Raw genomic sequence first — 25,741 nt, forward strand, 5'->3', positions numbered from 1 at the left:
CCTCATATAGTAGCTCCGGTTCCTGTAGAGGAAATTGCTCTAAGTACTGGTATTTTAAAAATCCAGCCCTTGCCGGATGTTTGCGAAAATATTGAAGGGATACTCCTGCCTGATAAAGAAAAGTCTTGTGGAGTAATATTTTTTAACGATAAACGTCCGATAGGACGGCAAAGATTTAGTATCGGACATGAATTGGGTCATTTTCTTATACCTAGCCATGCCGGTGAGCAACGAGAGTGTTCATCAGTTGACCTCAGCAGGTATGACGGTAATGAGGAATCTGAAGCTAATGAGTTTGCGAAAAGACTACTCTTGCCAGAACATCTTTTACTCCCCGAACTTAAAGATAAAGTGCTCGATATAACTTTGCTCAATCAACTTGCAGATCTATTCCAGATGAGTTTTGAGGCAACGGCTAATGCAGTTATTCCGCTGAGTAATGAGGCCGTCGCAATAGTTTTTATCAAAGACCGAAAAGTTAGATACAATTGGCGAAACTTCAGACACTTCAAACATAAGCTAAAGGTAAATAAAAACGATGATTTGCCCGAAAGCTACCAAGTATTTGCTTTAAAGCAAAACTCTACTTCCGATTTTGTTGAATTGGCGGTTCATGATTGGCTAAACGTTAATATGGGACTCCAATCGACATATTCACTTCATGGGCAAACTTTTGTTCAAGAAAATGGCTTCTCAACAATTTTGCTGAAGATAACTTCGCCAAGCTAATCCACGACAACATTTTGTGACTCTAACTCCTGAACTTGCTATCTAACGGATTCGGAGAAAGTTTGCTGTTCATTTTATAGATTCTGAGAATACTCCGTGAATCACCAATTCTCATAATTCACGGAGCAGCTTAGATTAAGAGTCCAACTGATTTCACCATTTACGAGATCCCACAGCCACCTCATCCGCAGCACCACTGGTTTTTCCAAAGGTCAAAAGTTATCTGAAAAGCGGCAACACCGAAGCATCAAAAGCCGACAACGCCGGAAAAATTTGCCGGCGTTGGCTGTCCGACAAGCCAAACCAGCTGGCTAAACTGGCAAACAGCTGCACATTGGCGGTGGTTGGGATCATCCGCCCACCACCAACATCGAAATCGGAGCCGAGCCGCTGCTGCAGTAACTGACCGTAGATATCGCCACCTTGCACTGCGCCGCCCAGCACCAGCTGATTGCCGGCCCAGCCGTGATCGGTGCCATCGCCATTGGACGATAAAGTGCGGCCAAAATCGGACATGGTAAAAGTTGTGACTTGATCGGCGACCCCTAACTCAGAGGTCGCGGCGGCAAAGCTGGCCAATGCAGCACTTAGCTGACTAAGCAGCGCCGGATGCACGGTATTTTGATCATCGTGTGTATCAAAACCGCCCATACCGACAAAAAACACCTGCCGGCCGACGCCAAGTGTCGCCTGAACACTGATCAGCCTCGCCACCATCTGGAGCTGCTGCGCCAGATTGTTGTCCGGGGCAAATACCGTTTGCAGTGTTGGCGCCTGCGTCAGCGCATCCGCGATGATCAAACTACGTGCCTGCGCCGCACTGTTCGACTGCGCATACAGGTTCGCCAGCGGCTGCGTTTGTGGTGCCAGTAACGCCGTTTGCAGATTTTTCAACAGCGTTGCCCGGCTGCCGGCGCCATTATGCGCAGTTAAACCGGACACACCTTTGGCCGACATGCCAAAGGGCTGAAGTAACTGGCCACGTTGCCATAAGTTGGTGCCGGATAAACTGATGCAGCTGCTGAACTCAGGATTGGTCTGCAGCAATTCCAGCATCTGTGCGCCCCAGCCACGATCGAGACTTAGCGGCTCCTGCCCGCGCATCCAGGTCGCTTGTTGATCATTATGCGAATACAGATTTTTCGGCAATAGCGCTTTGCCTTGCTGAACTTCCAACTTACTGGTGGGTTGCTGCAGCGCACCAACGCCACTGATCAGCGCCAATTGTTGGGTGGCAAAAAGTGGCTGCAACGGCGCCAGTGCCGGATGGAAACCAATGCCATCGGCCACTGCGGTTAGCGGACTGATCGGCAAAGCCCCTGTCACCGCCAGACTTTGCCGCGCTTGTACATAAGCCGTCAGGCTATCGCCAGCCAGCGGCACCAGCATATTGGCCGAATCATTTCCGCCAAACAAAAATACACAAACCAATGCTTTATAACCGCTCACTGGTGTCGATTGTGCCGCCAGCGCTTTGCTCATCGCCGTCAATTGCAATGTCGACAGCGCCGCCAGTCCGAGGCCGCCCTGCAGTGCCCGTTTTAATAAGTCGCGTCTGGATAGTTGATCCATATCGGGTTCCGCCTTAACGCTGCACCGCGTATTGCGGCGAAATCAGGATGAAATACAACAGAGCAGCCGCTTGTTGCTCAGCACTTTGGTTGCTGAGCCCGGCAGCCAGTTCAGTCAGGATTTGCCGTAATTGTAATGGCATATCGCCAGCCAGTAACAACAAGGCATAGTGGTCCAGCAGCGCTGTCAGCCCTTGCTGGCGCAGCAGATCGGCATAAGGTTTAAACCGTCCCAACATCTGGTATTGCCCGGGCGTGGTCACCGCTTCAAAAATGCTTTGGTAGGTTTGGTTGTACAGATGGTTTTGCAGATTCAGCGCGTTGCTGTCGGTGACAATTTGCTGCTCTGGCGCCACTAAAGCCAGCTGCTGTAAATCGGTGGTCGGCGCATAGTCCGGGCGAAAGAAATTAAAGACTGACGGCGATTGCAGCGGCGCCTGCGCATGGCTGTCGGCCAGATTAAACGTGAACACTCGCCCGCTTGGCGCTGCGGACTGTAATAACCGCCAGAGGTGGCTGGTTTTAAGCAGCGGCTCGCGTAATTTACCAAAACTGCTGTTTTGCAACGAATCGGCGCTGCGCGCTTCTTCATCGAGCAAAATGGCGGTCACCACCGCCGTTAAATCGCCACGCTGCCCCTGGCCATTATCGGCAAATACTGCGCTGACCCGCCCGACATAAGCGGGCGTTGGGTTGGAAGTGACCAGCCGCTGGATCAGCTGTTTACTGATAAAAGGCCCGACATTGGCATGCCCGGCCAGATTATCCAGCGCCTGGGTTAAATCTTGTTGTGCACTTTGTCCTGCCGGTAAAACTGTGTTATTCAGCAGTTTTTTCTCGCCGGTGGCATGGAAGTCAGCAAAAGCGATCATTGGGTTGATGTAATCCGGCCGCGGCCGGTCAAACCGCACTGTACCAGCGCTGGTCCAGCCGGTGAACACATGGGCAAAACCTTCAATAATGCTTTGATCGTAACTTGGGATAGTTTGGCCGTTGTTGTCGAGTCTGGGTTTACCGTCCGGTTCCAGCTGCACCAGGCCGATGGTAAACAGCTGCATCACTTCGCGGGCATAGTTTTCATCGGGTCTGATATTACGCGTTACATCTGGTTTTTCGTTGCCAAGGTGGCTTAGATACACCCCCATCACCGGCGATAACGTGACTTGCTCCAATAACTGCCGGTAGCTGCTATTGGTGCCGCTGCCATAGCGCAGTAACAGGTCGTAATAATTTGCCAGTCCAACCGGCTGATTATTCAGGCCATTGCCTTGATCCGACACTACCATTATTTCCGACCAGGCAAACGCCAGTCTTTGCCGTAATTGATCCGGTGCCGTCAGGGCGATACGCCACCAGGCCTCCAGTCTGCTGATTGGTGCCGGCCGGTCCTGGCCTGGTGGGTTTTGCAGCTTGTCGGCATGGGTTGTGATTGGCAGCGCTAGTTGTTGCGCTATCCATTGCTCAGCGCTGATGTTGCTGGCCTGGGTGATATCGGCGGCTGTTGGTCCGAAACTGGCTTGTTGCAGCAATCTGGCCGCTTCAGATGCGGTCATCGGCAAGGGCTTTATTGTGACCTGCACCGTATCGCGGGCGCTCAAGCCTGCAGCATCGGTGACTTCCAGCTGAAAACTAAAAATGGTACTGCGAAAAAGCTCGGGGGCGGTAAACTCAGCGCCGGCCAGTGTGCTATTGCTGATACTGACCACAGGCCCGCTTTGTTGGCTCCAGCGATATTGTAAAACGCCAGCATCAATCGCACTGCCGTTCAGCTGTATTTTTGCTTTGGCAATGGTCTGAATATCAGCCCCAGCTGAGACAACGGGCGGCTGATTAGCCGTCACCGGCGAAGCTGCTATCGGCGCTGCTTCGCCACCACAAGCGGTTAACACCAGTAGCAACGGCCACCAAGATCTGCTGCGTCTGTGCTTCCGGGCGCTATTTATCTGCATGGACATAGTCACTCCACTGTCGATTACCACTGCTGTCACCAATTGCTGCTGCCATTAACCCCTGCTGTCATTAACCATAGTGAAGTTGCCGCACAATCTCCAAACACCGAGAGTAAAGGTTTGGTAAAGTTGCCGTCAGTAACAAAATTGGCCGAGATAAATTCATCGCCTTTCTGGCCAGCTGCAATCGCATTATGGTAAAACTAGCGGTATCAACGAGGGCGAAATGTCAGCTGTTATTGGCCTGACCCAGGAAAAAGATGAATACCACCACACAACCTGCCGAGAAAAAATCCAACGGTTTACTTGGCAATCTACTTTTTAACATTGTGCTGCCAGTTATTATTCTTAGTAAATTCAGTACTGAAGAGTACCTTGGCCCAGTTTGGGGCTTAGTGGTCGCTTTGGCTTTTCCGGTCGGTTTTGGTCTGTGGGAGCTACTCAAATCCGGCAAAGTGAATTTCTTTTCTGTGGTCGGTATTATCAGCGTGCTGCTGACCGGCGGTATGAGTTTGCTGCAACTCGACCCCAAATATATCGCGATTAAAGAAGCGGCGGTGCCAGGCATTATTGGTTTATTGGTGTGGTTTAGTCAGCACAGTAAATTTCATCTGATTAAAACCTTATTGGAAAACGCCCAGCTGCTGAATATGGCAAAACTGCAGCAGGTGCTGGAAAGCAAACAGTTGGTGCCGCAATTCGAGCATAAATTAGATGTCACTAACCAAATGTTGGCCGGATCGTTTTTTCTGTCATCAGTGCTGAATTATTTACTGGCGAAATGGATTTTAGTCAGTCCGCCCGGTACCCCGGCTTACAACGAAGAACTGGGCACCATGACTGCTCTCAGTTACCCGGTGATCGCCCTGCCCAGTATGGTGCTGATGATGGCGGCGATGTGGTATTTATTCACGCAAATCAGCAAGCTCACCGGCGAAGATATCGACAATTTCCTGCAATAAAATAATCGGGGTCAGAGTCAATTGTTAACAGAAATCTGTTAACAATTGACTCTGACCCCGAATGTTATTCTCTGACCTCAATTATTCCATTCATTTAAGCTCCGCCCCCTTTTTTATTCATAATTTTCTGCTTCACTGAAATTGCACACAACAGTGGTGTGTTTCATAAAAAAGCTGAAGGAATCAATAATGAATAAATATGGCGCTGAGTTTTTTGGGACTTTCTGGTTAGTGTTAGGCGGTTGTGGTAGTGCAGTGTTGGCCGCGGCCTTTCCGGAACTAGGCATTGGTTTACTTGGGGTATCACTGGCGTTTGGTCTGACTGTGTTAACGATGGCTTATGCGATTGGCCATATTTCCGGTTGTCATTTAAACCCGGCCGTTTCGATTGGTTTATGGGCCGGCGGTCGGTTTGAAGCGAAAGAATTGCTGCCTTATATCGTGTCGCAAGTGCTGGGCGGTTTGGCCGCCGGTGCCGTGTTGTACATGATTGCCAGCGGTAAAGCTGGTTTTGATGTCAGTGCCGGTTTTGCCTCAAATGGTTTTGGTGAACATTCGCCTGGCGGTTACAGCATGCAGGCAGCGCTGATTTGCGAAGTGGTGATGACAATGATGTTTCTGGTAGTCATTTTAGGCTCCACCGATAAACGTGCCCCAAAAGGCATGGCACCTATAGCCATCGGTTTATGTTTAACCCTGATCCACCTGATCAGCATTCCAGTCACTAACACTTCTGTTAACCCGGCGCGTAGTACCGGTGTGGCAATGTTTGTCGGTGACTGGGCGGTGGCGCAACTCTGGTTGTTCTGGGTTGCACCTATCGTTGGTGCCGTACTTGGGGCCGTGGTGTATCGGGTGATTGGCAAAGAAACGACATCAACATAATGAACGGCTGAGGCTGTGGTCAGAGTGCAATTCTGACCGCAGCCTCAACATAGGTCAGGGCTGTCGCTGATTACGCAGACTTTGATTGATCTGCTCAACACAAGCTGCATCAACGGTTTTTTTACTTAGCATCAGATGAATATCTGCCCGGTATAACTCAAACGGCAACACGACCAGTTGCTGATACATTGGCTGCTCCTCAAACCTTAACCGCACTGAAACCTGGTCGGCCAGGGTAAAATCCGCCCTTTGATTTAACACTAATGCCATCCGCTGCTCAGCATCAAAAATGGGCACAGAACGCTGCTGCACCGGTTGCTGTAATTTAAGCTGTTCGAATTCGGCGCCATAAAAACCTTTTGGATTAAAAGTGCCAATCAGTTTGCGGCGGGCTAAATCAAAAAATGCCGTTTTGGTGGTGACTTCAGGATAACGTTGCACCACCAAAGGGTGCACAATCACCACATTGGCTTCATGGCGGTAGGGTTTACTGAACCAGGCGAATTTGGCGCGTTCATCGGTATAAGAAGCGCCAAATAACAAATCAACTTTGCCAGATGCTAAATCATTGAGTGCCCGCGATTCCGGCATGCTGAGCAATTGCAGCTCACTGCCAAGATCCTTCAGTACCTTGCGGATTAACTCAATATCTGTGCCGGTGACCCCCTCATCGGTCACCACAATATAGGGTAACCAGCTGCTGTTATAAGGCAATCGGATCTGCGCCGGACACTGCGCCAACAAGGCAGAACTGCCGCAGCAGCACAGCAGCAATCCGCATCTTAACAACCACTTCCTGCCTGATCCCATGCTTTTTCACCTTGGTAACCCACTGTGGATCACTATAGCTGAAGCATTGGCTTGCTGCAGCAGGCTTATTGCGCAGCCAAAGCCTGGTTAAAACGGCTAAATGCCAGCGCTAAATCAGCGATTAAATCGGCCGGATCTTCCAGACCAATATGCAAGCGGATCAACGGGCCACTATATGGCCAAACTGTCGCGGTGCGAAGCGCCTGCACATTCAGATTGGCGATGATCAAACTCTCATAACCGCCCCAGGAAAAGCCCATTTTAAAATGCTGCATGCCTTCGATAAAAGCGGCAACTGCGTTGGCATCGCCCTGATGTAACACAAAAGAAAACAAACCATTGCTGCCGGAAAAATCACGGACAAATTCGGCATGGCCCGGGTTTTCGGCTAAAGCCGGATGACGGATATGCGCCACTTCCGGCCGTTGTTGCAGCCACTGCACCACTTCCAGCGCGTTCTGCTGATGTTGTTTTAACCGCACGCCAAGCGTACGTAGGCCACGGGCTGCCAGATAAACATCGTCGGCAGAGGCACAATACCCCATCAGATAACCGGCTTCGCGAAGCGTAGGCCAATGTTTGGCATTGGCGCTGGCGGTACCCAGCATTGCATCCGAATGGCCAACGATGTATTTAGTCGCGGCCTGAATCGAGATATCCACGCCATGCTCAAACGGCCGGAACAACAACGGCGACGCCCAGGTGTTATCGAGCATCACCACGATATCGTGTTGTTTCGCCACAGCGCAAATGGCCGGGACGTCCTGCACTTCCATGGTGAGCGAACCTGGTGATTCAAGGAAAATTACTTTGGTATTGGGTTTGATCAGTGCAGCAATACCAGCGCCGATCAGCGGGTCGTAATAAGTGGTTTCAATACCGAGTTTTTTCAAAAGCTTATCGCAGAGACCGCGGGTCGGTTCATAAGCATTGTCGACCATCAGCAAATGATCACCAGTTTTCAGAAATGCCAGCAAAGCACCGCTGATCGCCGCCGCACCACAAGGATACAAAGCGCAACCACTGCCGCCTTCGAGCTCACAAATAGCATCGCTGAACGCAAAATGGGTCTGAGTGCCACGCCGGCCATAATAAGGCACCTGATCACCACGATGAATAGTGGCGTGTTTCAGCTCGGCCATGGTGTCAAACACAATAGTCGATGCCCGCACCACCGGCACGTTGACGCTGTAACCGGTCCATTTTTTACTACGACCGGCATGGATAATTTTACTTGCGATTTTCATGGGTAAACCTCAGACATCCAGATGGCTTTATTCTAGCGAGACTCGACAACGTTGTCGCCTGTTATAACAGCAATCAAGCACATCATTCTGCAGCTTATTAGACTTAAAGTATCTCCAGGCTTCGTTTGTACATCAGCCTCAGTTAAAATACCTGCCCGGCGTCAACCCCCCCCCCCAAAGAGCGGCACTCATGTCTTTTAATGCCTTATACACTGATTTATCAAGTTATTACGATTTGATGTGTGCCGACATCGATTACCAGACCCAAAGCCAGGGCGCGATCCGGCTGCAGCAGTTTTTTGGCAATGGCGGAATTCAGCATCTGGATTTAGCCTGTGGCACCGGCCCGCATATTGAACATTTTCTGGCAGCGGGTTTTCAGTGTACCGGGCTGGATCTGAACCAACCGATGCTGGATTTAGCCCAGCAACGTTGCCCACAAGCCCGGTTTTTACAGCAAAACATCTGCGATTTTCAGCTCGAACAGGCGGTCGATTTCATCACTTGTTTTTTATATTCGCTGCATTATGCCGGTGATACCTCAGGCTTAACATCTTGTATTCGACAGGTGCTGGCCGCGTTAAAACCTGGCGGCGTGTTTTGCTTTAATGCAGTGGATAAAGACCTGATTGATAACAACGCCAAAGTCCGTCACAGCACCAGACAGATAACCAAAGATGAGCAACACGACTTTATCTTTGAATCGGGCTGGTTTTATTCTGGCCATGGTGACAAGCAATCACTCAATCTGAGCATTGCCAAAACCAGCCAGGGCGTAACGCAACAGTGGCAGGATCAACATCCGATGGTCGCGGTCAATTTTGCGCAGCTGCGGGCACTATTGGAACCGGCTTTTGAAGTGATTATGCTGGAGCATGATTATGAAAAAATAGTGCCCTGGGACCAGACATCCGGTAATGCATTATTTGTTTGTATTAAAAGGTGATGAGTTTTTACTTTAAATATCAACATGCAACGGGCATCAACAGCCTATACGCTTCTACCAACACCAGCAGCCAAAAATTGCGCGAAGGTATTCACCGCTTACTCGGATGGGATACTGGCTTTTTACTAAAACGCCCTCATTCAATCGGTTCATTCAGACACAACATCGTGGCTGCTGTTGCCAGATATTCGAGTTGTGGTTTGGCAAAATAATACCCCTGAAAAAACCGGATCCCCATCGCTGCCAGGTAATCCAGCTCGGCGCGGGTTTCAACCCCTTCAGCCAGCACCTGGGTATTCACTTCCAGACACAACTGCAAAATGTCCTGCACTACTTTTTGTTTGGCCGGGAATTGTTCAATATCGCGGATCAGCGCCATGTCCAGTTTCAACACTTGCGGTTTTAACGCATCCAGCCAGGATAAATCGGCATAACCAGCGCCAAAATCGTCGATAGCAGTTATAAAACCACGTTTGGCGTAACTGTCAAAAATCCGCATTAACTTCACCCGATCGACAATTTGCTCGGTCTCGGTCACTTCAAACATGATTTTATGAATATCAAAACCGAACATATCAGCCGCTTCAATGGTGGCACGGATACAGGTTTCCGGGTTGTACACAGCATTGGGCATAAAATTGATGCTGAGCATTTTATCCAGCCCAAGTTTGGCGGCGGTTTCGATGGCTTTGACCCGGCACGACTGATCAAAAAAGTACTTGTTCTGATCGTTAATCCGCTCAAACACCCAACCGGCACCTTCACCATTCGGGCCGCGCACCAGGGCTTCATAACCGACAATCTGTCGGCTCTGCCAGTTGATAATCGGCTGAAACGCCATTCTGATGTCAAAACCAAGCGCCTGACCACTCAGACAATCCATACAACTTTGTTGTTTGATCCGATCTGGAAATTCCATGCTGAACCTCTTGTTACCGACAATGGTAGTGTGGCGAATGTACAGTGACATTGCCAGCACAACAGGGACAAAGGCTAGAGAAAAATTGTCAGTTCGCAGCAAAGATGTCGCCAAAATTGCATAGCAGTGCAACGCATGCCACCACAAGGCGCCGTGCCACAGCACCAACTACGGAACAAACCGGCAATCGGCTGCCTTAGCGCTGGGTTTGTCGCCGATAGTTGCTTACACTCGACATCTGCTTGTCTACGGATTGGTTTCGCACAGTGCCAGAACTGACTTTGCCTTTTGTGTTATCACAGCTGCTGGCTTTATCCGCCTTCGCCGCTGGCATTTGTGCTTTTCAACTGAAACAACGCCAGCCGATGTTGTTGTGCTGGTTTTTATCCGCAGCACTGAACGCCAGTCATTTTTTGGTGTTAGGCCAACTTGCTGCCGGGCTGTTTGTTGGTGTTACCGCCATCCGTTTTTTGGTTGCAGCTTATTATCCTAAACCGATATTGATGTGGTTGTTTTTGGTGCTGTCGACGCTACTGCTGTGGCTGGCCTACCAAACTCCGCTGCAACTGCTGCCCTTTCTGGCCGCCATCGTCGGCACCATTGGCAGCTTTCAGAAAAAAGTGCTGCTGGTGCGAAGTTGCATGGCCATCGGCGCTTGCGCCTGGATTTGCCACAATATTCTGGTGGGTTCGCCAGTTGCGGTAATAATGGAACTGGCGTTTTTAGCGAGTAATCTGGTCGGATTTTTGCGCCAAAGGCGAAAGGATCAAGCGCAGCAACCAGCTCAGTCAAACCCAAAGTAGTCGTAAGCACAGCATAAAATTCTGCTAAAAGTTCATCTTAAACAAATAAATCTGAAACAAAAAAAAACCATAAATAACAAGTATTTTCTGGCTGATGGTGTTTGTGATGAAAAAAATAATTTTGGGGATGGTCGCGTTGCTGCTGGTATCCAAAGCGGCTCAGGCAGACAGTTATGTCTATATTACCAATTCAACGGCAGAACATGTGGCGGTTGATGTGAAGCATTTCAGCAGTGGCTCATTATTGACGGCAGGTAGCCAATGGCGACAGGAAGCCACTGCGATCCCACCTTATGCCACACGCCGGGTCCTGGCGTTTAACCGCAATCAGGGCGTGAAACGCAATCAGAGTTATACCTTTGAAACAGCGCTGACCGCCAATGGTTCGACCGTGGTTGCTATGCAAAAAATGGTCGGCACCTGGGTTGGCAGCAACATTGATCATAGTGCGCGTGCTGACGATTTTCAGGCCCCATGGCGCAACGACCGGCAAATTGCCCGCCACCAGACCAGTTATCAGTTAAAACCCACCACCGTTGGTTTTAAAGCCAGTTACACCGGTGGTTATGACGATTTTTACTACACCATTAGTCACAACACCCAATCGGAAACTCTGGCCAGCGCCAATGCGCTAAAAGTATTGTCCTATAACATTTATGCGCTGCCGCTGGTGGCCTCGGATATCGAAGCACGATTGCAGGAATTACCTGCCCACTTGCGGGGTTATGATGTGATCCTGTTACAAGAAGCGTTCTCGGCCGATTCGCCGGCGATGCTGCGTGCGCTGCTTAGCGAATACCCTTATCAGACCACTATTTTGCGCAAACCACTGGATGGCGTGAATGTTTACAATGGCGGAGTTGCTATTGTCAGCCGTTATCCAATTGGCCGTACTGAGCAGGTGGTGTTCCCGGATTGTACCGGCACCGACTGTTTTGCCGACAAAGGCTTTGTCTACGCCGAAGTGATTAAACAAGGCCGTGCTTATCAGGTGCTGGCAACGCATGCCGCCAGTTTTGATTCCGACGAAGCCCGGCAAATGCGCCAGTCGCAGTTCCGGCTGATGCGGCAGTTTGTAGAGCAGAAGAACTTTTCCATCGCCGATACCGTACTTTATGGCGGCGATTTTAACGTGAATAAGCTGAAATTTGCCGACGATTATCAGGCAATGCAGCAAAACCTCAATGCCACAGTACCTGTTGCCACCGGTTATACCGCCTCAACTTTTGATCCCAGAGTCAATTACTACGCAGCGAAATATGACACGGTGGAATATCTCGATTATGTGGTGTTTAGCAAAGCGCACCGGCAACCTTCATTCAGCCGGAACGAGGTCAGAGTGCCAAGAACCACCGTCGATGCGCTGTGGCAGCGCTGGGATTTATCCGACCATTTTCCGGTACTAGGTGAGTTTCGCGAGTAATTGCTTTGATGAAAAATAAACTTGTGGTGGCCGGACTGACGCTGCTGGCGGTGAGCGCGATGTTCTGGTGGCAACCGCCGGCAGCCGGTGACCTGGCAACGGACGTTCAGGTGCTGGCTCCCGCTCCTGCACCTGCTCCCGCCGCGCAGCATCAACCAGCCACAACGGTTACTCCAGTCGCAGGTCAGATGCAGGGCGCAGCCACAATGGCCTTATTGCCAGAAGAGGAATCCTTGGTTTCAACCCGGGAACGCAAGGCGGAACAACTGCGGCAGCAAGTCAGCGAGTACCGCCGCCTGCGTCAGGCACAACCTGGTAATCTGCAAGCCTGGCTCGACCGCTTGTGGCAACAATGTCAGGATATCGACGTCAGCCAATGCCAGCCATTGGCCGATTTAGCCAGCGAACTAAGTAGCGCAGAACTGGCTGAATTACAGCGATTGCTGAAAAATTATCAACAGTATCAACAACAACTTAGCCAGCTGACGATGTCCTCCGATTTAAACTCATTACAACGTTTTGAGCAGGTAAAAACCTTACGTCAGCAGCTGTTCGGCGCATTGACAGAAACCCTGTTTGGCCAGGAACATCAGTACGCTGCTTATCAGTTTGCGGTACAGGATCTGCAAGTCAACGAAGCGCCAAATTTATCGGTTTCGCAGCGTCTGGACAAACTGGCACAACTGCAACAACAACTTCGCGGCGCTGAACCTGGCTTGATCAGTCCGGATTCGGCCTATCAGCAAGCATTGTTGTTACTGAAGGATTTACCACCAAGCGAGCGCGCCGATTGGCAACAACAATTGCGTACCCGTTACTTTGGCAAAGATGCCGCTGCGGTGGAGGCTTTTGAAGCGCTGCAGCAACAGCAACAAGTCCAGATGCAGGCCTATCAGGCAGAACTACAGCAACTGGAGCGGCACTTCGCGATGCTGAAAACGCAACAAGACGACGCCAGCTGGCAACAACAATATGCGCAGGCTCTGACGGTGCTGCGCTTGAAGCATTTTACTAATTGATGGTGTTGCGATTGCAGCCTGCGTAACCTGAAGCAATACAATGCCAAGCGGGTTGACGATTAACAACCATGCAGCACACCCAGACAACAACAGTTATTCAGCAGTACCGATCGCTTCCGCTCCCTCAACCGTACAGAGCAGCATGGCAAGCGCTGGCTGGCCATGTATAATGCCAGCATTCTACCCAATTCAAGTTTGCTGCAGGCTGACAGTCGTCAAAAAACTTTGGAAGCTCATGAAATATAAAGATTTGCGTGATTTTATCGCCCAGCTGGAACAACGGGGTTTATTGACCCGCATCAAGCAGGAAATCGACCCGGTGCTGGAAATGACCGAAATTGCCGATCGCACGCTGCGTGCCGGTGGCCCTGCCTTATTATTCGAAAATCCAAAAGGTTTTGATATTCCGGTACTGGCCAATTTATTTGGTACGCCGGAGCGGGTGGCGCTGGGCATGGGTCAACCTGATGTCAGTGCTTTGCGCGAAGTGGGTAAATTGCTGGCTTTTTTAAAAGAGCCGGAGCCACCAAAAGGCTTAAAAGATGCCTGGGACAAATTACCGATTTTTAAGCAAGTGCTGAATATGGCGGCCAAAGTGGTGAAAAAGGCCCCTTGCCAGCAAATCGTATTACAAGGCGACCAGGTTGATTTAACCAAACTGCCGGTGATGACCTGCTGGCCGGGCGATGCCGCGCCGCTGATCACCTGGGGTTTAACTGTGACTCGTGGCCCCCATAAAGAACGGCAAAACCTCGGTATTTACCGCCAGCAGGTGCTGGGTAAAAACAAAGTCATAATGCGTTGGTTGTCGCATCGCGGCGGTGCTTTAGATTTTCTGGAATGGCAAAAAGCCCATCCGGGCGAGCGCTTCCCGGTGGCGGTGGCTTTAGGTGCTGACCCGGCGACGATTTTGGGCGCAGTCACGCCGGTGCCGGATACCTTATCTGAATACGCTTTTGCCGGTTTACTGCGTGGTGATAACACCGAAGTGGTGAAATGTTTAAGCAACGACTTACAAGTACCGGCCAGCGCTGAATTTGTACTGGAAGGTTATCTGGAACCGGGCGAAATGGCGCCGGAAGGCCCCTACGGCGACCACACTGGTTATTACAACGAAGTCGATTCGTTCCCGGTGTTGACGGTAACCCACATTACCCATCGCGAAAACCCAATTTATCACAGCACTTACACCGGCCGACCGCCAGATGAGCCTGCTATTTTGGGTGTGGCGCTGAATGAAGTCTTTGTGCCGATTTTGCAAAAACAATTTCCGGAAATTGTCGATTTTTATCTGCCGCCTGAAGGTTGTTCGTACCGGCTTGCGGTCGTGACCATGAAAAAACAATATCCGGGTCATGCCAAACGGGTGATGATGGGTGTCTGGTCGTTCTTGCGCCAGTTTATGTATACCAAGTTTGTGATTGTCTGCGACGATGACGTCAATGCCCGTGACTGGCAAGACGTGATTTGGGCGATCACCACCCGGATGGATCCGGCGCGCGATACCACTTTAATTGAAAACACGCCGATTGATTATCTGGATTTTGCTTCGCCGGTGTCGGGTTTAGGCTCCAAAATGGGCATGGACGCGACCAATAAATGGCCAGGCGAAACCAGCCGCGAATGGGGTGTGCCGATAGAAATGACGCCGGCGGTGAAACAAAAAATTGATGACATCTGGGATGAACTGGGTATCGAACTGCCTATTTCAAGCAAAGGCTTATTAAGATGAGCAGCCATCGGGTGACAGTTTTGCCAAGTGGCGTTACCTTTGAGGTGACCGCCGGCCAAACTATCCTCGATGCAGCCCTGGCGCAGGGCATCGACTTTCCTTTTCGCTGCCGACAAGGGGTTTGTACCTCGTGCGTCTGCAAACTGAAAAGTGGCACTGTGCACTATCTGCCACCAGAGCCAGTCGCAGATATCGACAAAACTATGAATTTTACCTACTGTTGTCTGGCGTATCCGGATAGCGATTTGGTATTACAGCATCCATTTATTCGCGGCTGATGCCGCCAGCACAAGAACTGAACTCATGACTGAAGCTCAACAAAAAGCCGCCTCGAACAAAGTATTATGTACTGTCAGTCGCATCGTGCCTTTGACGCCAACTGTGCAGCAAGTCATTCTGACCCCCAAAGCACCGGTGGAATTTAAAGCCGGGCAATATCTGCAAATTTACTTGTCCGATACCGATAAAAGACCCTTTTCTATCGCCTGCGCACCGGGTTTTACCTTTGAAGGTCAGCCAGCACTGGAATTACAAATTGGCGGAGCCGTGACCGACGCTTACGCTAGTCAGGCGCTGGCGCATTTAACCGAGCATTTGAATGCTGGCTCTGAAGTGCTGGTACAAGTGGGCTTAGGCGAAGCATTCTGGCGCGAAGAAAGCCCAAGACCGATTATTCTGCTGGCCGGAGGCACCGGATTTTCATATGTGCACAGTATCGCCAGCGCTATTGCCAATGCTGACGTGAAAAGGCCGGTGCAACTGTACTGGGGTTTACGCCATCCACAGGCCGGTTATGCCGAAGCGGAACTGGCTGCCTGGCAAGCCGCCCATCCGGAATATCAGCTGCACATTGTAGTGCAGGAACCCGGCGCTGACTGGCAAGGCCGCACCGGTTTTGTCCATCAGGCGGTACTGGACGATCATGCTGATTTGGCAGGGTTTGATATTTATATCGCTGGACCATTTGCCATGGTCGGTGTGGTGCGGGATGCGTTTCTGGAGAAAGGTGCGGTGCGGGTACAGATGTATGCGGATGCATTTGCCTGGTTATAGCCGGGTCATGTCTCGGTGATGTGGTTTAGTTGTGCTGGATCTCGCCATCGTCAGCCTGAATGACGCTGGTGATCCCCACGCCAAAATGGCGTGTTTGGCAATGCGATGCCCGATGTAATATTCAAACCGACCGCAGATGAAGGTTTTATCTCATGTCGATGCTGCAACTCATTTGCTTTAGCAGTTGGGTCCTGCTGCTGTTCTGGCAGTTTCCCCGCAATTTTTGGCCAAAACTTCGTGTCGAAAGTGGCTATCAGCACCTGGTATTTGCCACCACCTTATTACTCGGGATCCTCTGGAGCATTCAAGCCGGCATCCATGATGGACTAAAACTGCATTTCCTGCTGCTGACCACTTTAGTGCTGTGCCATGGCTGGCGTATTGCTATCTGGTTATGTCTGCTGCCGACGCTGTTTCTGGTATTTATCGGTAAACTGGCGCTGGCCGATGCAGGTTTATTTGCCATTAGTCATTATGTCGTACCAGGGCTTTTTAGTTACCTGGTGTTTTTACTCAGTTACCGCTACCTGCAACGCCATTTGTTTGTATACATTTTTGTCGCTGGCTTTTTGGCCGCAGCCCTGACCATTTGCCTGCAGTTACTGCTCAGTTCTGTGTTGTTTTATCTGGATGGTCGGTATGACTGGCAGACTATCAACGCCAACTATCTGCTTTTTTCTCTGTTGATTTGGTTCCCGGAAGCCTTACTGAATGGCGCGGCGATCACCCTGATGGCGATTTACCGCCCCGACTGGCTACGTACCTTTTATGATCGGGAATATCTGTCGCCGGAGCGTTGAACCTTGCTGCTGCTCCTGATTTCGGTCACAATCAATGAAACAGGTCTTACCAGAGAGAACAGTCATGCCGCATCTGACCCAGATTAAAGTCCGTGGTTACCATTTAGATATATATCAACACGTCAACAACGCCCGTTATCTGGAATTTCTGGAAGAGGCGCGCTGGAGCTATCTGGAAGATGGTGGTGATGTGGAGTTTTTCGCCAAAATGCGGCTGGCCTGGGTGATTGTGAACATCAATATCAATTACCGCCACGCAGCGACCAATGGCCAGACACTACAAATTGCTACCCAGTTCAGCAAAGTGGGTGGCAAAAGCGCCGTGATCCATCAGGTGATTAGTGTGGCAGGCAGCGACACTGTGGTCGCTGACGCCGATATTACCTTTGTTTGCCTGGACCAAAAAACCGGCAAAGCGGTCCCTATTGAAGGTGAACTACAGCAGCGCTTGGCCAAACATCTGACCGACTAATATCTATGTCTGAAATTAGTGCCAAAGCCCAAAGATCAAGCCATACAAGGTAAATTGCACTGTGCAGTAACCGCCGTTGATCCAGAATAACGTCATGGAACGACGTTCAAACAAATAACAAACGCCAAAACTGGCGGCGATCCAACAGAACCCGGCGGCAAAACCGGCACCAACCCCCAGCATTAAACTGGGCGCGGGGCCTAAAAACAGCGCAAACACCGCAGCGCTCAACAAATTTAACAACAGCGCACCGCCAAAAATCACTTTCATATTGCCTTGCTGCAGCTGTTGCTCGGTGAGCCCAACTTCCTGCATCCATCGATTGCCGAACAACACCGGGCTGTACCACAAACCGCCGAGCATAAATGCCGAAATTGCCGCAACCACGACTGCTAAATAATTGATGTCCATCTGGTTATCCTTCGAGTTATGTCAAATGACCCAAAGAATATAGCTAAGGATTTATCGAAATAAAACTGCCGAAAAATTCAGCAGCAGACCAATCCTGGCCTACTGCTGCGTTCAACTAAAGCGGTGTTCAGTAAGGGGAAGCCGGAATGTAAAAACTCGTACTGCGGCCATCAATACTTAAGCGGGTTGGCGCGATGCTCGTGGTATTGTTGGAAAGGTTATAGCTGTCGCCTGGCAGCAATTTGTAACGCAGTAAATCGGTGATCCGTACCGGTTGACCGCAGACAATCTGGGTGTATTGCGTTTGTGCATCAGCGCGCAATACATAGACTTCGCTGGCACCGTCAACGACGCCAACACCGTTTGCTGTGACAAACAACGACGTCGCTTCAGACACCGCAATCACCCGGCCACTGGCACCTAATTTAGCCTGGAATACTGCTGAACGGCCCATCCGATCGCGTTGGCGGAAATGGGTGTCGGTGATGGTATTGGCCAGCAGCGGGAAGTTGAGGAAGTTGGTGCTGATATTGATGGTGTTATGGCAATAATTGGTCACCACTTCACTACTGACCGCGCCTGCCACGCCATCCGGATCATACACAAACTTACCCAGTACATGGTTACCGGCCGAGGTTCCGCCCACCACACCACCTTTGCCGTAGACATGCTCCAGCGCCGTAGCCACTTTGGTCCCTTGCCAGGCGTTTAAATACGCCGACTGGTCACCACCGGCAATAAACACCGCTTCCGCCGCTTTAATTGCCCATTCCACATAAGCGGAATTAGCTTTGGTGGTGGTATCGATAATTAAGGTTTCGACCGATGCAGCATTGGTCAGTCCTTGCAGATAACTGTTGTAGGCATTGGTGCCAGAGGTACGTAGCACAACGACATTACCGCCTTTAATTTGCGGGCTGACACGCAGACTAAATGCCGCGTCCACATCAGCACCACCGCCCATCAATAACAATGAACCTTGCCCGGACGTTAACGTCGGGCAATTGTCAGTGCTGGCACCGGTTAAATAAGTAGTTAAACCAGAAGGTTTGGCAGGTCGGCTGCCATAACTGCAACTGGTGGTTGGCGGCGGTTCAGTGCCACCACCGCCGGTCGCGCCCTGGAATGTCACTTTGAGTTGATAATTGCCAGTGCCGCTGTAGCGGCTGACTTTGACATAGTGCTTACCAGCTGCCGCCGCATTGTAAGTAGCGGTTTCCGGATTACTGCTGCTTTGGCCAGACAAGATATAACTACCGCTGCTGCGATACAGATAAAAATCAAAATCGGCATTACTGCCGTGACTTAATTGCACTGTGATATTACCGGTGCTGGTACTGTCAAAACTGTACCAATCAACATCACTGCTACTGCCAATGGCGCCAGTGACTTGCTGATTACTGCAAAGGCCGCTATCAGCGGTGCCTTCAGTGTTGTTGCTCTCGGATTCTTGTAACAGACAGGCCTGCGCATTGCTTGACAGCAATAACGCAACAGCGCCTAAAAGGATGTTTGCTTTCATTTTTGTGATCCTGCTTTATTGTAGTTTTAAAAGTTTTTTAAATGTTGGTGGCATTCATCCGTCATCCTTGAAGCTGCAGAAACTGCGGTTTCAGGGACATGGGTTATAGCCAGTGTGGTCACATCACGTCCGGGTGATACAAAAAGCATCCTGCAAGTTTTTTAGTAGTCAGACCCGCAAAAGCCTGAACACCAAAATTGGGGAATGTCGAAGGGGAAGCTACTCGTCGAACCACTCAGAGAGGTGGTAATCGGCAGCAACACAATGCAGATTGGCAGGCTTGGGTGACTGCGCTAATGATTTGTCGATGTGCTGATTACTCAGAATCGTCATTTCAAACCTGCATAAAATTGCTGAATTAGTGAACATTAATATGATGCGGAGGCGGTGCGCTGTCAATCAGGCAAATTCGGAAAAAATGTAAACATAAAAATAATTATTTGCAATAAAATGGCAATTTATTTAGGCTATTCATCTCATCACGCTAATGGAACCCGCGTTTTCGATACGCATGTTCGATCACCCCAAGCGTCAAACAATGGGTTCGATACCCAAATATCTTTGAGTTGTCAGCTATCTAAAAGGGATTTTTATGCTTCGCAAAATACTACTCACTGCATTGGTACTCCATCACACTGCCGCTTGCGCCAACTTTCTAACCGGATTGCAGGCGTACGAGAAAAAAGACTACGCCACGGCGCAATATGAGTTCTCAGCATTACTGCCCATCGCCAATGAGCAGGCGGCATTTAATCTGGCGGCAATGGCTTTTAACGGCGAAGGCCAAGTGGAGAATAAGGCCAAAGCGCTGGCTTATTTTGAACTGGCCGCCACTCTTGGTCATCCGGACGCTGCAGCGATGGTCGCCAAAATGAAACCGGCTCTAAACGCTGAACAAGCCGCGACTGCTGCAGGATTACTCGCGAAATTACAGCAAAGCGTCGTGATCAGTGACGTTGAACCAGAAACAGAAAATAAACCGGACCTACAAGCGATAGAACGGGTTTCACCAAAGTATCCCCAGAATGCAGCCCGCAAAGGACAATTTGGTTATGTAAATATCCGTTATGTGGTCGACGAGCAAGGTGGAGTGATCGCTGTCGATACCTTAGATTCGTTCCCCGAAAATGTATTTGAAAAAGAAGCGATGGCAGCAGTAAAGCAGTGGCGTTATCAACCGACGGGTAAAAAACAGCTTGGTTCGGTAAAAATGACTTTTACCATGGGGCCACTCCAGCAAAAATCACTGGAAAGATGGCTGAAAAAATATCAGATCTGGGCATATGCTGCAGCGGGATCTCCGCAGCACCAGGAAGCGCTTGGTAGTCTGTTACATTTGGCATACAACAATTCAAATGTCGGCTTAGATAATGATGAACAAGCCGCTTTTGATGCCAATAAATTGCCTGCTGTACTCTTTGCCAAAAATTCAAATATTCCCAGTGCAACGATTGAACACTTTCATGGTTATGCCAAAGTCGAAGTTAATGACGAAGGAATTGTCACCAAAATTCTCGAAGCTAAGTATCAGCGAAGCAAATCAGCCGAGGAAATTTTGCTGAATAAACCACTGCCTAATACACGAAAGGCTGGGGTATACGGCTTGAGCAGTCAGATAGATGAAAAAGTATCGATCCATCAATTTGTTCCAGCCAACCCACTCTACCAATACAAATATTGGTGGAAAACAGCCGCCAAAAATGGGGATTTAAGAGCACAGCGCTTCTTGGCCGCGACGAATAAACAATGGGAAGACTACCTACTGAGCAAAGACGATCCCCAGGTACAAACCTGGGTTGGCGCCCGCATGCTGCTCGATGGCGACGCGGCATCCGGCAGAGCATTACTGGCAAAAGCTCAACAACAAAATTATCCGCTGGCACTGGAATTAAAAGATACGTTGTAAGAACCAGCGCAATCCTAGTTAACAACAGCCAGCTGCTATTCAGGCCTGGCTGTTATTTTTCCAAAAAACTATTCGCAGCCAATTCGAATTTGGGATCTGTTATCAGCACTATGCTTCCCAAAGCGCCAGCTTCTCAGCAAAACTGAGGCTGGCATGCGCCGGGCTGGTCGAAGGTAATTCGCGAATGAGGATCTTCGGATCGGGCCAGCAGTCTGGCAACTGCCGCTGATATTGCCGGAAACTTTGTGCAGCTTTGCCGCCATTAAGCCAGATTTGTTGTAAATCAGGGAGTTGCTGACAAAGTTCCAGCAACGGATTAAAACGAATACTACTGCCGACAATGGCGCTGTCGAGACTGCCCGCACGCTGGCAGCTGCCGATCACATCCCACATCGCCACCTGTGCCGCCAGCGCCTGCTGACAACGGCTAGGGTAAGCCAGACTGGCATCAATACCAAACAGCTGCTCGAGTAGTGGCCAGAACTGATTGCGCGGGTGACCATAATATTGTTGGCTGTCCAAGGACGCCTGACCCGGCATACTGCCGAGGATCAGGATTTTTGCAGTTGGCTGGTACAAAGGCGCCAGGCCTTGTAGCGCTGGTAGCTGTGGTAACGACAAAGGTAATTCGGTCACCGCAGCACTATTTTTAGCCATACCATTAGCCTTTGGTAGTAATACCAATAGCCACGAGTTCTGGTTGATACTGCAGCGCTTTTTGCCAGCTGGCAGCAGCTTGTTCGGCCTCGCCTTCTTGCGCCGCGCAATAACTTAACATCGCATATAAATAGGCGTTGTTGCTATGATCGCGTAACCAGTGCTGAATTTGCTTACGCAGCTGCAGTACGGAGCGCCCCAGCGGGATCTGCTGGATCACATTCCAGGCCAATGGCAAATCAGCCAGCGCCAGCGTTTCCAGCAGCAGTTTTTCGGCTTGCTCAGCCTGGCCACTGACCGCCAAAGCCCAGACTTTACCCAAAGTTGCCGCGACCGATTTGCGTTCTTTGGCACTTAAGTTTTGCCAATAACTGGCTTGTTCATCAAACAATCCTTGTTGCGCCAGCGCACTAATCGCTTGCGGATAAACCTGATAACGATGCTGCGCCCATAGAACCTTACTAAACCACTGATATTTCAGCGCTTGTGGTACTTGTTCCAACAAGGTTTGCCACTGACCGGCCTGCTGCAACGCTGCCAGATAACTGCGGCCTAACGGCTGATTTTTAGGCTCCGCCGCAATTTTAGGCGTTAACACCGCGACTGCTTTTAATGCATCACCTTGCGCCAGCCATAAATCTGCCAGCAACAAACTGCTGTCCGCATCATCTGGATCCAACTCAGCCGCACGTTGATTGGCTTTGGCAAATTCACCGGCCCGCAGCGCACTGTAACTGGCCATGGTCAGTCGGGCTTTGTCCCAAAGTGGTTCAGATTTGGCAATTTCAAACAATTGATGAGCGTTTTGCCAATCCTGGCGGGCAAACGCCAGTACACCTTGTTGCAGCGCCTGGCGGGCACGCCGCTCTTTGCGCGAACGTAAAAAACTAAAGCTGATGCGCGGCAAATGGAATAGGCGTTTTAATAACCACCACAGCCCCCACCACACCAGACCAGCTCCCAGCAGCACCAGAATGAGGCCGACAAAAGTGGCTTCAATAGTGACGCCGGCGACCACGATCATCACATAACCCGGGTGATTGGCCAGCACCGGTCCGAGCAGCATCGCAAGCCCGAGCACAATGACAAATAAGGCCAGCCGGATCATAACGCCAGCTCCGCAGCAGCAGTACCCTGACGATAAGCTTCAAACAGTTGTGGGCTTTTCAGTGGCGCCAGCAACGGTAAACTGACCTGTAATGCGGATAACGCAATTAAATCATCAGCCATCAGCTGCACCGCAGGTTCAGTGGCGGCAAAATAACGTTGCAGGCTGTCCGCACTTTGCTGAATAGCCGCAGCATACACCGCCTGGTTGTGTTGCATCGCTGCCAGTTCTGCCAGCAATAATTGTTGGGTTAAGGTATTGCGCACGCTGATTTGTTGTTCAGCCGTCAAACTGACGCCATCTTCCGGCAAGCTGGCACGTACCTGCACCAGACCACGCCAGAAATTCCCCCAATACAGCTGTAAATTTGACTGCCAGTCGGCAGCATCGTCAGTGACTTCTTCCTCCGACTGATTATCCATCGCCCGCTCCGATTGACGCAGTGGCAAAGTCTGGCTTTGCTGGCGCAAATTCGATAACGTCAGGTGTAACTGGTGCATATCCGGTGTATTGAGCTCTGACAACATATGTTTGTCCTGGCTGATGGCTTCGCGCACCGCCACCAGACTGGCATCCTGCATTTGTTTTAATCGTTGATCGGCTAAATCAAGCACCTGCGCTACGCCGCTGACATTTTGTTCCAGAAACAGCTTTTGCTCGGCTAACCGCAGGAAATATTCCACTTCCAACAGCTGCCAGCCTTTGACGTTGCCACTTTGCTGTTCCAGCTGCAGCTGTAATTTATTCAGTTCCAGCTGGTTTTTTTCCGCCTGTTGCTGCGCTTTGCTGTCCCAATTGGCGACCACATCAACCAGTTGTTGCTGCATTTCCTGCTGCAATTCCAGCTGTTTGCTCTGAAACAAAGTAGTTTGGGTTTGTTGTTGATTGGATAAGGCTTGTTGCTGCTGTTGCAGCGCCGCCAATTGCGGTTGCCAAATATAGAAAAACCAGCCGACCAGTACCGCACTGCCAAGGGCCACTAACAATGAAATCACGGCTAATACAGTCGAACCGGCAGTGCGGGGACGCACGGCAGCCGATGGGGTTACCGGTGGAACTTTAGCTTCATTGGCCGGACGAATAACCTCGTTATTCAGCGCTGGACTGAGCTCGCTCATGGAATTTCCTTCTTAACTGGCAAATGGCGTCCAACAACGCCTGGTCATTGGCACTGGCGGCCAGAACAATGTTGGTCGCCGGGATCCCCATCGCGACAGCAGTTTCTGCCATACGCTGGCTGACCATAATCCATTGTCGTTGTTGCAACCAGGGTAACGCAACGTCGGGCAAAGAGGTCAACAGCAGGGATAAAATTTCATTACTGGTCACTACGATACATTGTATTTGCTGCGCACGCCACTGGTCAGACAAGCGCTGACCATCTAACGGCAACGGTACTCTTTTGTAACTTTGCACATAAGTGACTTTAGCACCACGCGCCAACAAACCTTGTTTAATCAGTTCTCGCCCGCCATTACCGCGGATAATCACAATATCGCGCTCAAACACATCCTGTAATTGCGGTAACGCCAGCACCCCTTCACTGCGTTGATCGGCTGGCGCCACGACCGGATGACCACAACTGCGCTCCAGCGCCGAGGCGGTGGTCGCACCGACGGCCAGCAAGGGCTGCGTCAGACTTTTTAAATCGAATTGTTGTTCCAGGCAAGTCACCGCCGAGACACTGACAAAAATAATCAGCTCAGCGCTTTGTAGATGTAGCAGATCACGATGACGCAGCGGCATCAGCTGGGTGGTGATCAGTGGCTGATAGACATAACCAATAGCCAGCTCATCCAGCCCGGCCAGCAGATTATCGGCTTTCCCGGCAGGTCGGGTGATCAGCACACCAAAATCATTGGCTGGCAGGTTCATAGGCTACTCGGACGCCTGATAAACAGCGGCCAGAATGACGTCGGCGCCCATAGACAGCAGTTGCTCTGCTAATTTGACACCAAGGGCTTCGCCGTCAATCGCCGGGCCATGTGCTTCGGCTTGTAAAATATGTTTACCATCAAGCTGCCCCACCAAACCACGCAGCCAAAGCTGGTCGCCCTGGTGAACGGCAAAAGCGCCAATCGGCACCTGGCAGCCCCCTTGCAGACGACGGTTCATCGCACGCTCGGCCAATACCGCTTGTCGGGTTGGCAGATGTTCCAGCGGTGCTAACCATTGCTGAACTTGCAGATCGTCACTGCGACATTCAATGCCGACTGCGCCCTGGCCATTGGCGGGCAGGCTTTTCTCAACGTCAATAAAAGTGGCGATCCGCGCTTCAAAACCCAACCGGATCAAACCGGCAGCGGCCAGAATAATGGCATCGTATTCGCCCTGATCCAGCTTGTTTAAACGGGTGTTGACGTTGCCACGCAAATCGCGGATTTGTAAATCGGGACGTAGTGCTTTTAACTGGCACTGGCGACGTAAACTGGAAGTGCCTACCACAGCGCCATGCGGCAGTGCATCGAGGGAAACATATTGATTGGAGACAAAAGCGTCACGCGGATCTTCGCGCTCGCAGATGGTTTGTAGTTGTAAACCTTCGGGAAATTCTACCGGCACATCTTTCATGCTATGCACGGCGATATCAGCACGGCCTTCCAGAATGGCGGTTTCGAGTTCTTTGACAAACAAACCTTTGCCGCCGATTTTGGCTAAAGGGGTATCCAGAATTTTGTCGCCCTGAGTCGACATCGGGACTAATTCAACGTCTAGCTGTGGATGAAAATGCTGTAAGCGGGCTTTGACATACTCCGCTTGCCACAAAGCGAGAGCGCTTTTGCGGGTGGCAATCCGAATTCGTTGCGTCATGATAAG

25 protein-coding genes are annotated in these 25,741 nt (G+C 50.5%); 13 read left to right on the top strand and 12 right to left on the bottom strand.

Annotated features, from left to right (window positions below; all coding sequences use genetic code 11):
• The coding region (locus A5320_RS17760; RefSeq protein ID WP_068068219.1) for an ImmA/IrrE family metallo-endopeptidase at positions 1–729 on the top strand (729 nt) is incomplete at its 5' end.
• A 219-nt stretch (positions 730–948) separates the two neighbouring features.
• Here the strand turns inward: A5320_RS17760 and A5320_RS17765 are convergent.
• Both A5320_RS17765 and A5320_RS17770 read right to left on the bottom strand, forming a co-directional pair.
• Entirely contained in the window at positions 949–2,301 is a 1,353-nt protein-coding gene (locus A5320_RS17765) for a DUF1501 domain-containing protein (protein ID WP_068068221.1), read from the bottom strand.
• Between the two features lie 13 nt (positions 2,302–2,314).
• Entirely contained in the window at positions 2,315–4,255 is a 1,941-nt protein-coding gene (locus tag A5320_RS17770) for a DUF1800 domain-containing protein (RefSeq protein WP_197490174.1), read from the bottom strand.
• A gap of 254 nt (positions 4,256–4,509) precedes the next feature.
• Between A5320_RS17770 and A5320_RS17775 the strand changes: the two genes are divergently transcribed.
• Entirely contained in the window at positions 4,510–5,211 is a 702-nt protein-coding gene (locus A5320_RS17775) for a VC0807 family protein (protein ID WP_068068223.1), read from the top strand.
• Between the two features lie 189 nt (positions 5,212–5,400).
• Positions 5,401–6,096: an aquaporin Z gene (gene aqpZ, locus A5320_RS17780; protein WP_068068226.1), complete on the top strand. Its 696-nt coding sequence runs from the start codon at positions 5,401–5,403 to the stop codon at positions 6,094–6,096.
• Between the two features lie 54 nt (positions 6,097–6,150).
• Here aqpZ and A5320_RS17785 read toward each other — a convergent pair whose 3' ends face one another.
• Together A5320_RS17785 and A5320_RS17790 are read right to left on the bottom strand one after the other, a co-directional pair.
• Complete coding sequence (locus tag A5320_RS17785) at positions 6,151–6,906, bottom strand: substrate-binding periplasmic protein (RefSeq protein WP_082971872.1); 756 nt, start codon at positions 6,904–6,906, stop codon at positions 6,151–6,153.
• A 65-nt stretch (positions 6,907–6,971) separates the two neighbouring features.
• Entirely contained in the window at positions 6,972–8,153 is a 1,182-nt protein-coding gene (locus tag A5320_RS17790; RefSeq protein ID WP_068068233.1) for a cystathionine beta-lyase, read from the bottom strand.
• A gap of 190 nt (positions 8,154–8,343) precedes the next feature.
• On the opposite strand from A5320_RS17790, the gene A5320_RS17795 reads away from it, so the two are divergent.
• Entirely contained in the window at positions 8,344–9,099 is a 756-nt protein-coding gene (locus A5320_RS17795; RefSeq protein ID WP_068068236.1) for a class I SAM-dependent DNA methyltransferase, read from the top strand.
• Positions 9,100–9,235: 136 nt separating this feature from the next.
• On the opposite strand, the gene A5320_RS17800 is transcribed toward A5320_RS17795, so the two are convergent.
• Positions 9,236–10,018 (bottom strand): EAL domain-containing protein, encoded by a 783-nt coding sequence (locus A5320_RS17800; RefSeq protein WP_068068239.1) that lies wholly within the window; start codon positions 10,016–10,018, stop codon positions 9,236–9,238.
• A gap of 266 nt (positions 10,019–10,284) precedes the next feature.
• Between A5320_RS17800 and A5320_RS17805 the strand changes: the two genes are divergently transcribed.
• From A5320_RS17805 to A5320_RS17840, 8 genes are all read left to right on the top strand, one after another.
• Positions 10,285–10,821, top strand: a complete 537-nt coding sequence (locus tag A5320_RS17805; protein ID WP_197490175.1) for a YgjV family protein — start codon at positions 10,285–10,287, stop codon at positions 10,819–10,821.
• A gap of 106 nt (positions 10,822–10,927) precedes the next feature.
• Positions 10,928–12,244: a sphingomyelin phosphodiesterase gene (locus A5320_RS17810; RefSeq protein WP_082971874.1), complete on the top strand. Its 1,317-nt coding sequence runs from the start codon at positions 10,928–10,930 to the stop codon at positions 12,242–12,244.
• Between the two features lie 8 nt (positions 12,245–12,252).
• Positions 12,253–13,263 (top strand): lipase secretion chaperone, encoded by a 1,011-nt coding sequence (locus tag A5320_RS17815; protein ID WP_068068243.1) that lies wholly within the window; start codon positions 12,253–12,255, stop codon positions 13,261–13,263.
• 235 nt (positions 13,264–13,498) lie between these two features.
• Positions 13,499–14,995, top strand: a complete 1,497-nt coding sequence (gene ubiD, locus A5320_RS17820; RefSeq protein WP_068068244.1) for a 4-hydroxy-3-polyprenylbenzoate decarboxylase — start codon at positions 13,499–13,501, stop codon at positions 14,993–14,995.
• Positions 14,992–15,273 (top strand): 2Fe-2S iron-sulfur cluster-binding protein, encoded by a 282-nt coding sequence (locus A5320_RS17825; protein ID WP_068068245.1) that lies wholly within the window; start codon positions 14,992–14,994, stop codon positions 15,271–15,273. The genes ubiD and A5320_RS17825 overlap by 4 nt, the downstream gene beginning before the upstream one ends.
• Before the next feature lie 25 nt (positions 15,274–15,298).
• On the top strand, positions 15,299–16,048 hold the full coding sequence (gene fre / locus A5320_RS17830) for an NAD(P)H-flavin reductase (RefSeq protein ID WP_068068250.1): 750 nt from the start codon (positions 15,299–15,301) through the stop codon (positions 16,046–16,048).
• 152 nt (positions 16,049–16,200) lie between these two features.
• On the top strand, positions 16,201–16,848 hold the full coding sequence (locus tag A5320_RS17835; protein WP_068068256.1) for an energy-coupling factor ABC transporter permease: 648 nt from the start codon (positions 16,201–16,203) through the stop codon (positions 16,846–16,848).
• 64 nt (positions 16,849–16,912) lie between these two features.
• A complete protein-coding gene (locus A5320_RS17840; protein WP_068068259.1) occupies positions 16,913–17,320 on the top strand; it encodes an acyl-CoA thioesterase in 408 nt (135 codons plus the stop codon).
• A gap of 15 nt (positions 17,321–17,335) precedes the next feature.
• Here A5320_RS17840 and A5320_RS17845 read toward each other — a convergent pair whose 3' ends face one another.
• Positions 17,336–17,731: a DUF1761 domain-containing protein gene (locus A5320_RS17845; protein ID WP_068068262.1), complete on the bottom strand. Its 396-nt coding sequence runs from the start codon at positions 17,729–17,731 to the stop codon at positions 17,336–17,338.
• Positions 17,732–17,858: 127 nt separating this feature from the next.
• Positions 17,859–19,253, bottom strand: coding sequence for a pre-peptidase C-terminal domain-containing protein (locus A5320_RS17850; RefSeq protein WP_068068268.1), 1,395 nt, complete (start codon positions 19,251–19,253; stop codon positions 17,859–17,861).
• A gap of 592 nt (positions 19,254–19,845) precedes the next feature.
• Between A5320_RS17850 and A5320_RS17855 the strand changes: the two genes are divergently transcribed.
• Positions 19,846–21,159 carry an energy transducer TonB gene (locus tag A5320_RS17855; RefSeq protein WP_068068271.1) on the top strand — a complete coding sequence of 438 codons (1,314 nt, stop codon included), beginning with the start codon at positions 19,846–19,848 and terminating at the stop codon, positions 21,157–21,159.
• Positions 21,160–21,267: 108 nt separating this feature from the next.
• Here the strand turns inward: A5320_RS17855 and A5320_RS17860 are convergent, their stop codons facing one another.
• The 5 genes from A5320_RS17860 to hemC are packed head-to-tail and all read right to left on the bottom strand — an operon-like array spanning position 21,268 to position 25,735.
• The gene (locus A5320_RS17860) at positions 21,268–21,816 is read right to left on the bottom strand and encodes a DNA-deoxyinosine glycosylase (protein ID WP_082971875.1); all 549 of its coding nucleotides are present in this window, start codon (positions 21,814–21,816) and stop codon (positions 21,268–21,270) included.
• A gap of 4 nt (positions 21,817–21,820) precedes the next feature.
• Complete coding sequence (locus A5320_RS17865; protein ID WP_068068274.1) at positions 21,821–22,924, bottom strand: heme biosynthesis HemY N-terminal domain-containing protein; 1,104 nt, start codon at positions 22,922–22,924, stop codon at positions 21,821–21,823.
• Positions 22,921–24,042, bottom strand: coding sequence for a uroporphyrinogen-III C-methyltransferase (locus A5320_RS17870; protein ID WP_068068277.1), 1,122 nt, complete (start codon positions 24,040–24,042; stop codon positions 22,921–22,923). Before A5320_RS17870 ends, A5320_RS17865 begins: the two co-directional genes overlap by 4 nt.
• Positions 24,014–24,799, bottom strand: a complete 786-nt coding sequence (locus A5320_RS17875) for a uroporphyrinogen-III synthase (protein ID WP_068068280.1) — start codon at positions 24,797–24,799, stop codon at positions 24,014–24,016. The genes A5320_RS17870 and A5320_RS17875 overlap by 29 nt, the downstream gene beginning before the upstream one ends.
• A 3-nt stretch (positions 24,800–24,802) precedes the next feature.
• Positions 24,803–25,735, bottom strand: coding sequence for a hydroxymethylbilane synthase (hemC, locus tag A5320_RS17880; protein ID WP_068068283.1), 933 nt, complete (start codon positions 25,733–25,735; stop codon positions 24,803–24,805).
• Between the last annotated feature and the right edge of the window lie 6 nt (positions 25,736–25,741).

It is taken from the genome of Rheinheimera sp. SA_1, from assembly GCF_001669775.1.
In the GTDB taxonomy this organism is placed as follows: Bacteria; Pseudomonadota; Gammaproteobacteria; order Enterobacterales; family Alteromonadaceae; genus Pararheinheimera.

What these genes read in the sequence shown, in the direction of transcription:
- A5320_RS17765 (WP_068068221.1), bottom strand. Translation starts at nt 2,301, where the DNA reads ATGGATCAACTATCCAGACGCGACTTATTAAAACGGGCACTGCAGGGC.
- A5320_RS17770 (WP_197490174.1), bottom strand. Translation starts at nt 4,255, where the DNA reads ATGTCCATGCAGATAAATAGCGCCCGGAAGCACAGACGCAGCAGATCT.
- A5320_RS17775 (WP_068068223.1), top strand. Translation starts at nt 4,510, where the DNA reads ATGAATACCACCACACAACCTGCCGAGAAAAAATCCAACGGTTTACTT.
- aqpZ (WP_068068226.1), top strand. Translation starts at nt 5,401, where the DNA reads ATGAATAAATATGGCGCTGAGTTTTTTGGGACTTTCTGGTTAGTGTTA.
- A5320_RS17785 (WP_082971872.1), bottom strand. Translation starts at nt 6,906, where the DNA reads ATGGGATCAGGCAGGAAGTGGTTGTTAAGATGCGGATTGCTGCTGTGC.
- A5320_RS17790 (WP_068068233.1), bottom strand. Translation starts at nt 8,153, where the DNA reads ATGAAAATCGCAAGTAAAATTATCCATGCCGGTCGTAGTAAAAAATGG.
- A5320_RS17795 (WP_068068236.1), top strand. Translation starts at nt 8,344, where the DNA reads ATGTCTTTTAATGCCTTATACACTGATTTATCAAGTTATTACGATTTG.
- A5320_RS17800 (WP_068068239.1), bottom strand. Translation starts at nt 10,018, where the DNA reads ATGGAATTTCCAGATCGGATCAAACAACAAAGTTGTATGGATTGTCTG.
- A5320_RS17810 (WP_082971874.1), top strand. Translation starts at nt 10,928, where the DNA reads ATGAAAAAAATAATTTTGGGGATGGTCGCGTTGCTGCTGGTATCCAAA.
- A5320_RS17815 (WP_068068243.1), top strand. Translation starts at nt 12,253, where the DNA reads ATGAAAAATAAACTTGTGGTGGCCGGACTGACGCTGCTGGCGGTGAGC.
- ubiD (WP_068068244.1), top strand. Translation starts at nt 13,499, where the DNA reads ATGAAATATAAAGATTTGCGTGATTTTATCGCCCAGCTGGAACAACGG.
- A5320_RS17825 (WP_068068245.1), top strand. Translation starts at nt 14,992, where the DNA reads ATGAGCAGCCATCGGGTGACAGTTTTGCCAAGTGGCGTTACCTTTGAG.
- fre (WP_068068250.1), top strand. Translation starts at nt 15,299, where the DNA reads ATGACTGAAGCTCAACAAAAAGCCGCCTCGAACAAAGTATTATGTACT.
- A5320_RS17835 (WP_068068256.1), top strand. Translation starts at nt 16,201, where the DNA reads ATGTCGATGCTGCAACTCATTTGCTTTAGCAGTTGGGTCCTGCTGCTG.
- A5320_RS17840 (WP_068068259.1), top strand. Translation starts at nt 16,913, where the DNA reads ATGCCGCATCTGACCCAGATTAAAGTCCGTGGTTACCATTTAGATATA.
- A5320_RS17845 (WP_068068262.1), bottom strand. Translation starts at nt 17,731, where the DNA reads ATGGACATCAATTATTTAGCAGTCGTGGTTGCGGCAATTTCGGCATTT.
- A5320_RS17850 (WP_068068268.1), bottom strand. Translation starts at nt 19,253, where the DNA reads ATGAAAGCAAACATCCTTTTAGGCGCTGTTGCGTTATTGCTGTCAAGC.
- A5320_RS17855 (WP_068068271.1), top strand. Translation starts at nt 19,846, where the DNA reads ATGCTTCGCAAAATACTACTCACTGCATTGGTACTCCATCACACTGCC.
- A5320_RS17860 (WP_082971875.1), bottom strand. Translation starts at nt 21,816, where the DNA reads ATGGCTAAAAATAGTGCTGCGGTGACCGAATTACCTTTGTCGTTACCA.
- A5320_RS17865 (WP_068068274.1), bottom strand. Translation starts at nt 22,924, where the DNA reads ATGATCCGGCTGGCCTTATTTGTCATTGTGCTCGGGCTTGCGATGCTG.
- A5320_RS17870 (WP_068068277.1), bottom strand. Translation starts at nt 24,042, where the DNA reads ATGAGCGAGCTCAGTCCAGCGCTGAATAACGAGGTTATTCGTCCGGCC.
- A5320_RS17875 (WP_068068280.1), bottom strand. Translation starts at nt 24,799, where the DNA reads ATGAACCTGCCAGCCAATGATTTTGGTGTGCTGATCACCCGACCTGCC.
- hemC (WP_068068283.1), bottom strand. Translation starts at nt 25,735, where the DNA reads ATGACGCAACGAATTCGGATTGCCACCCGCAAAAGCGCTCTCGCTTTG.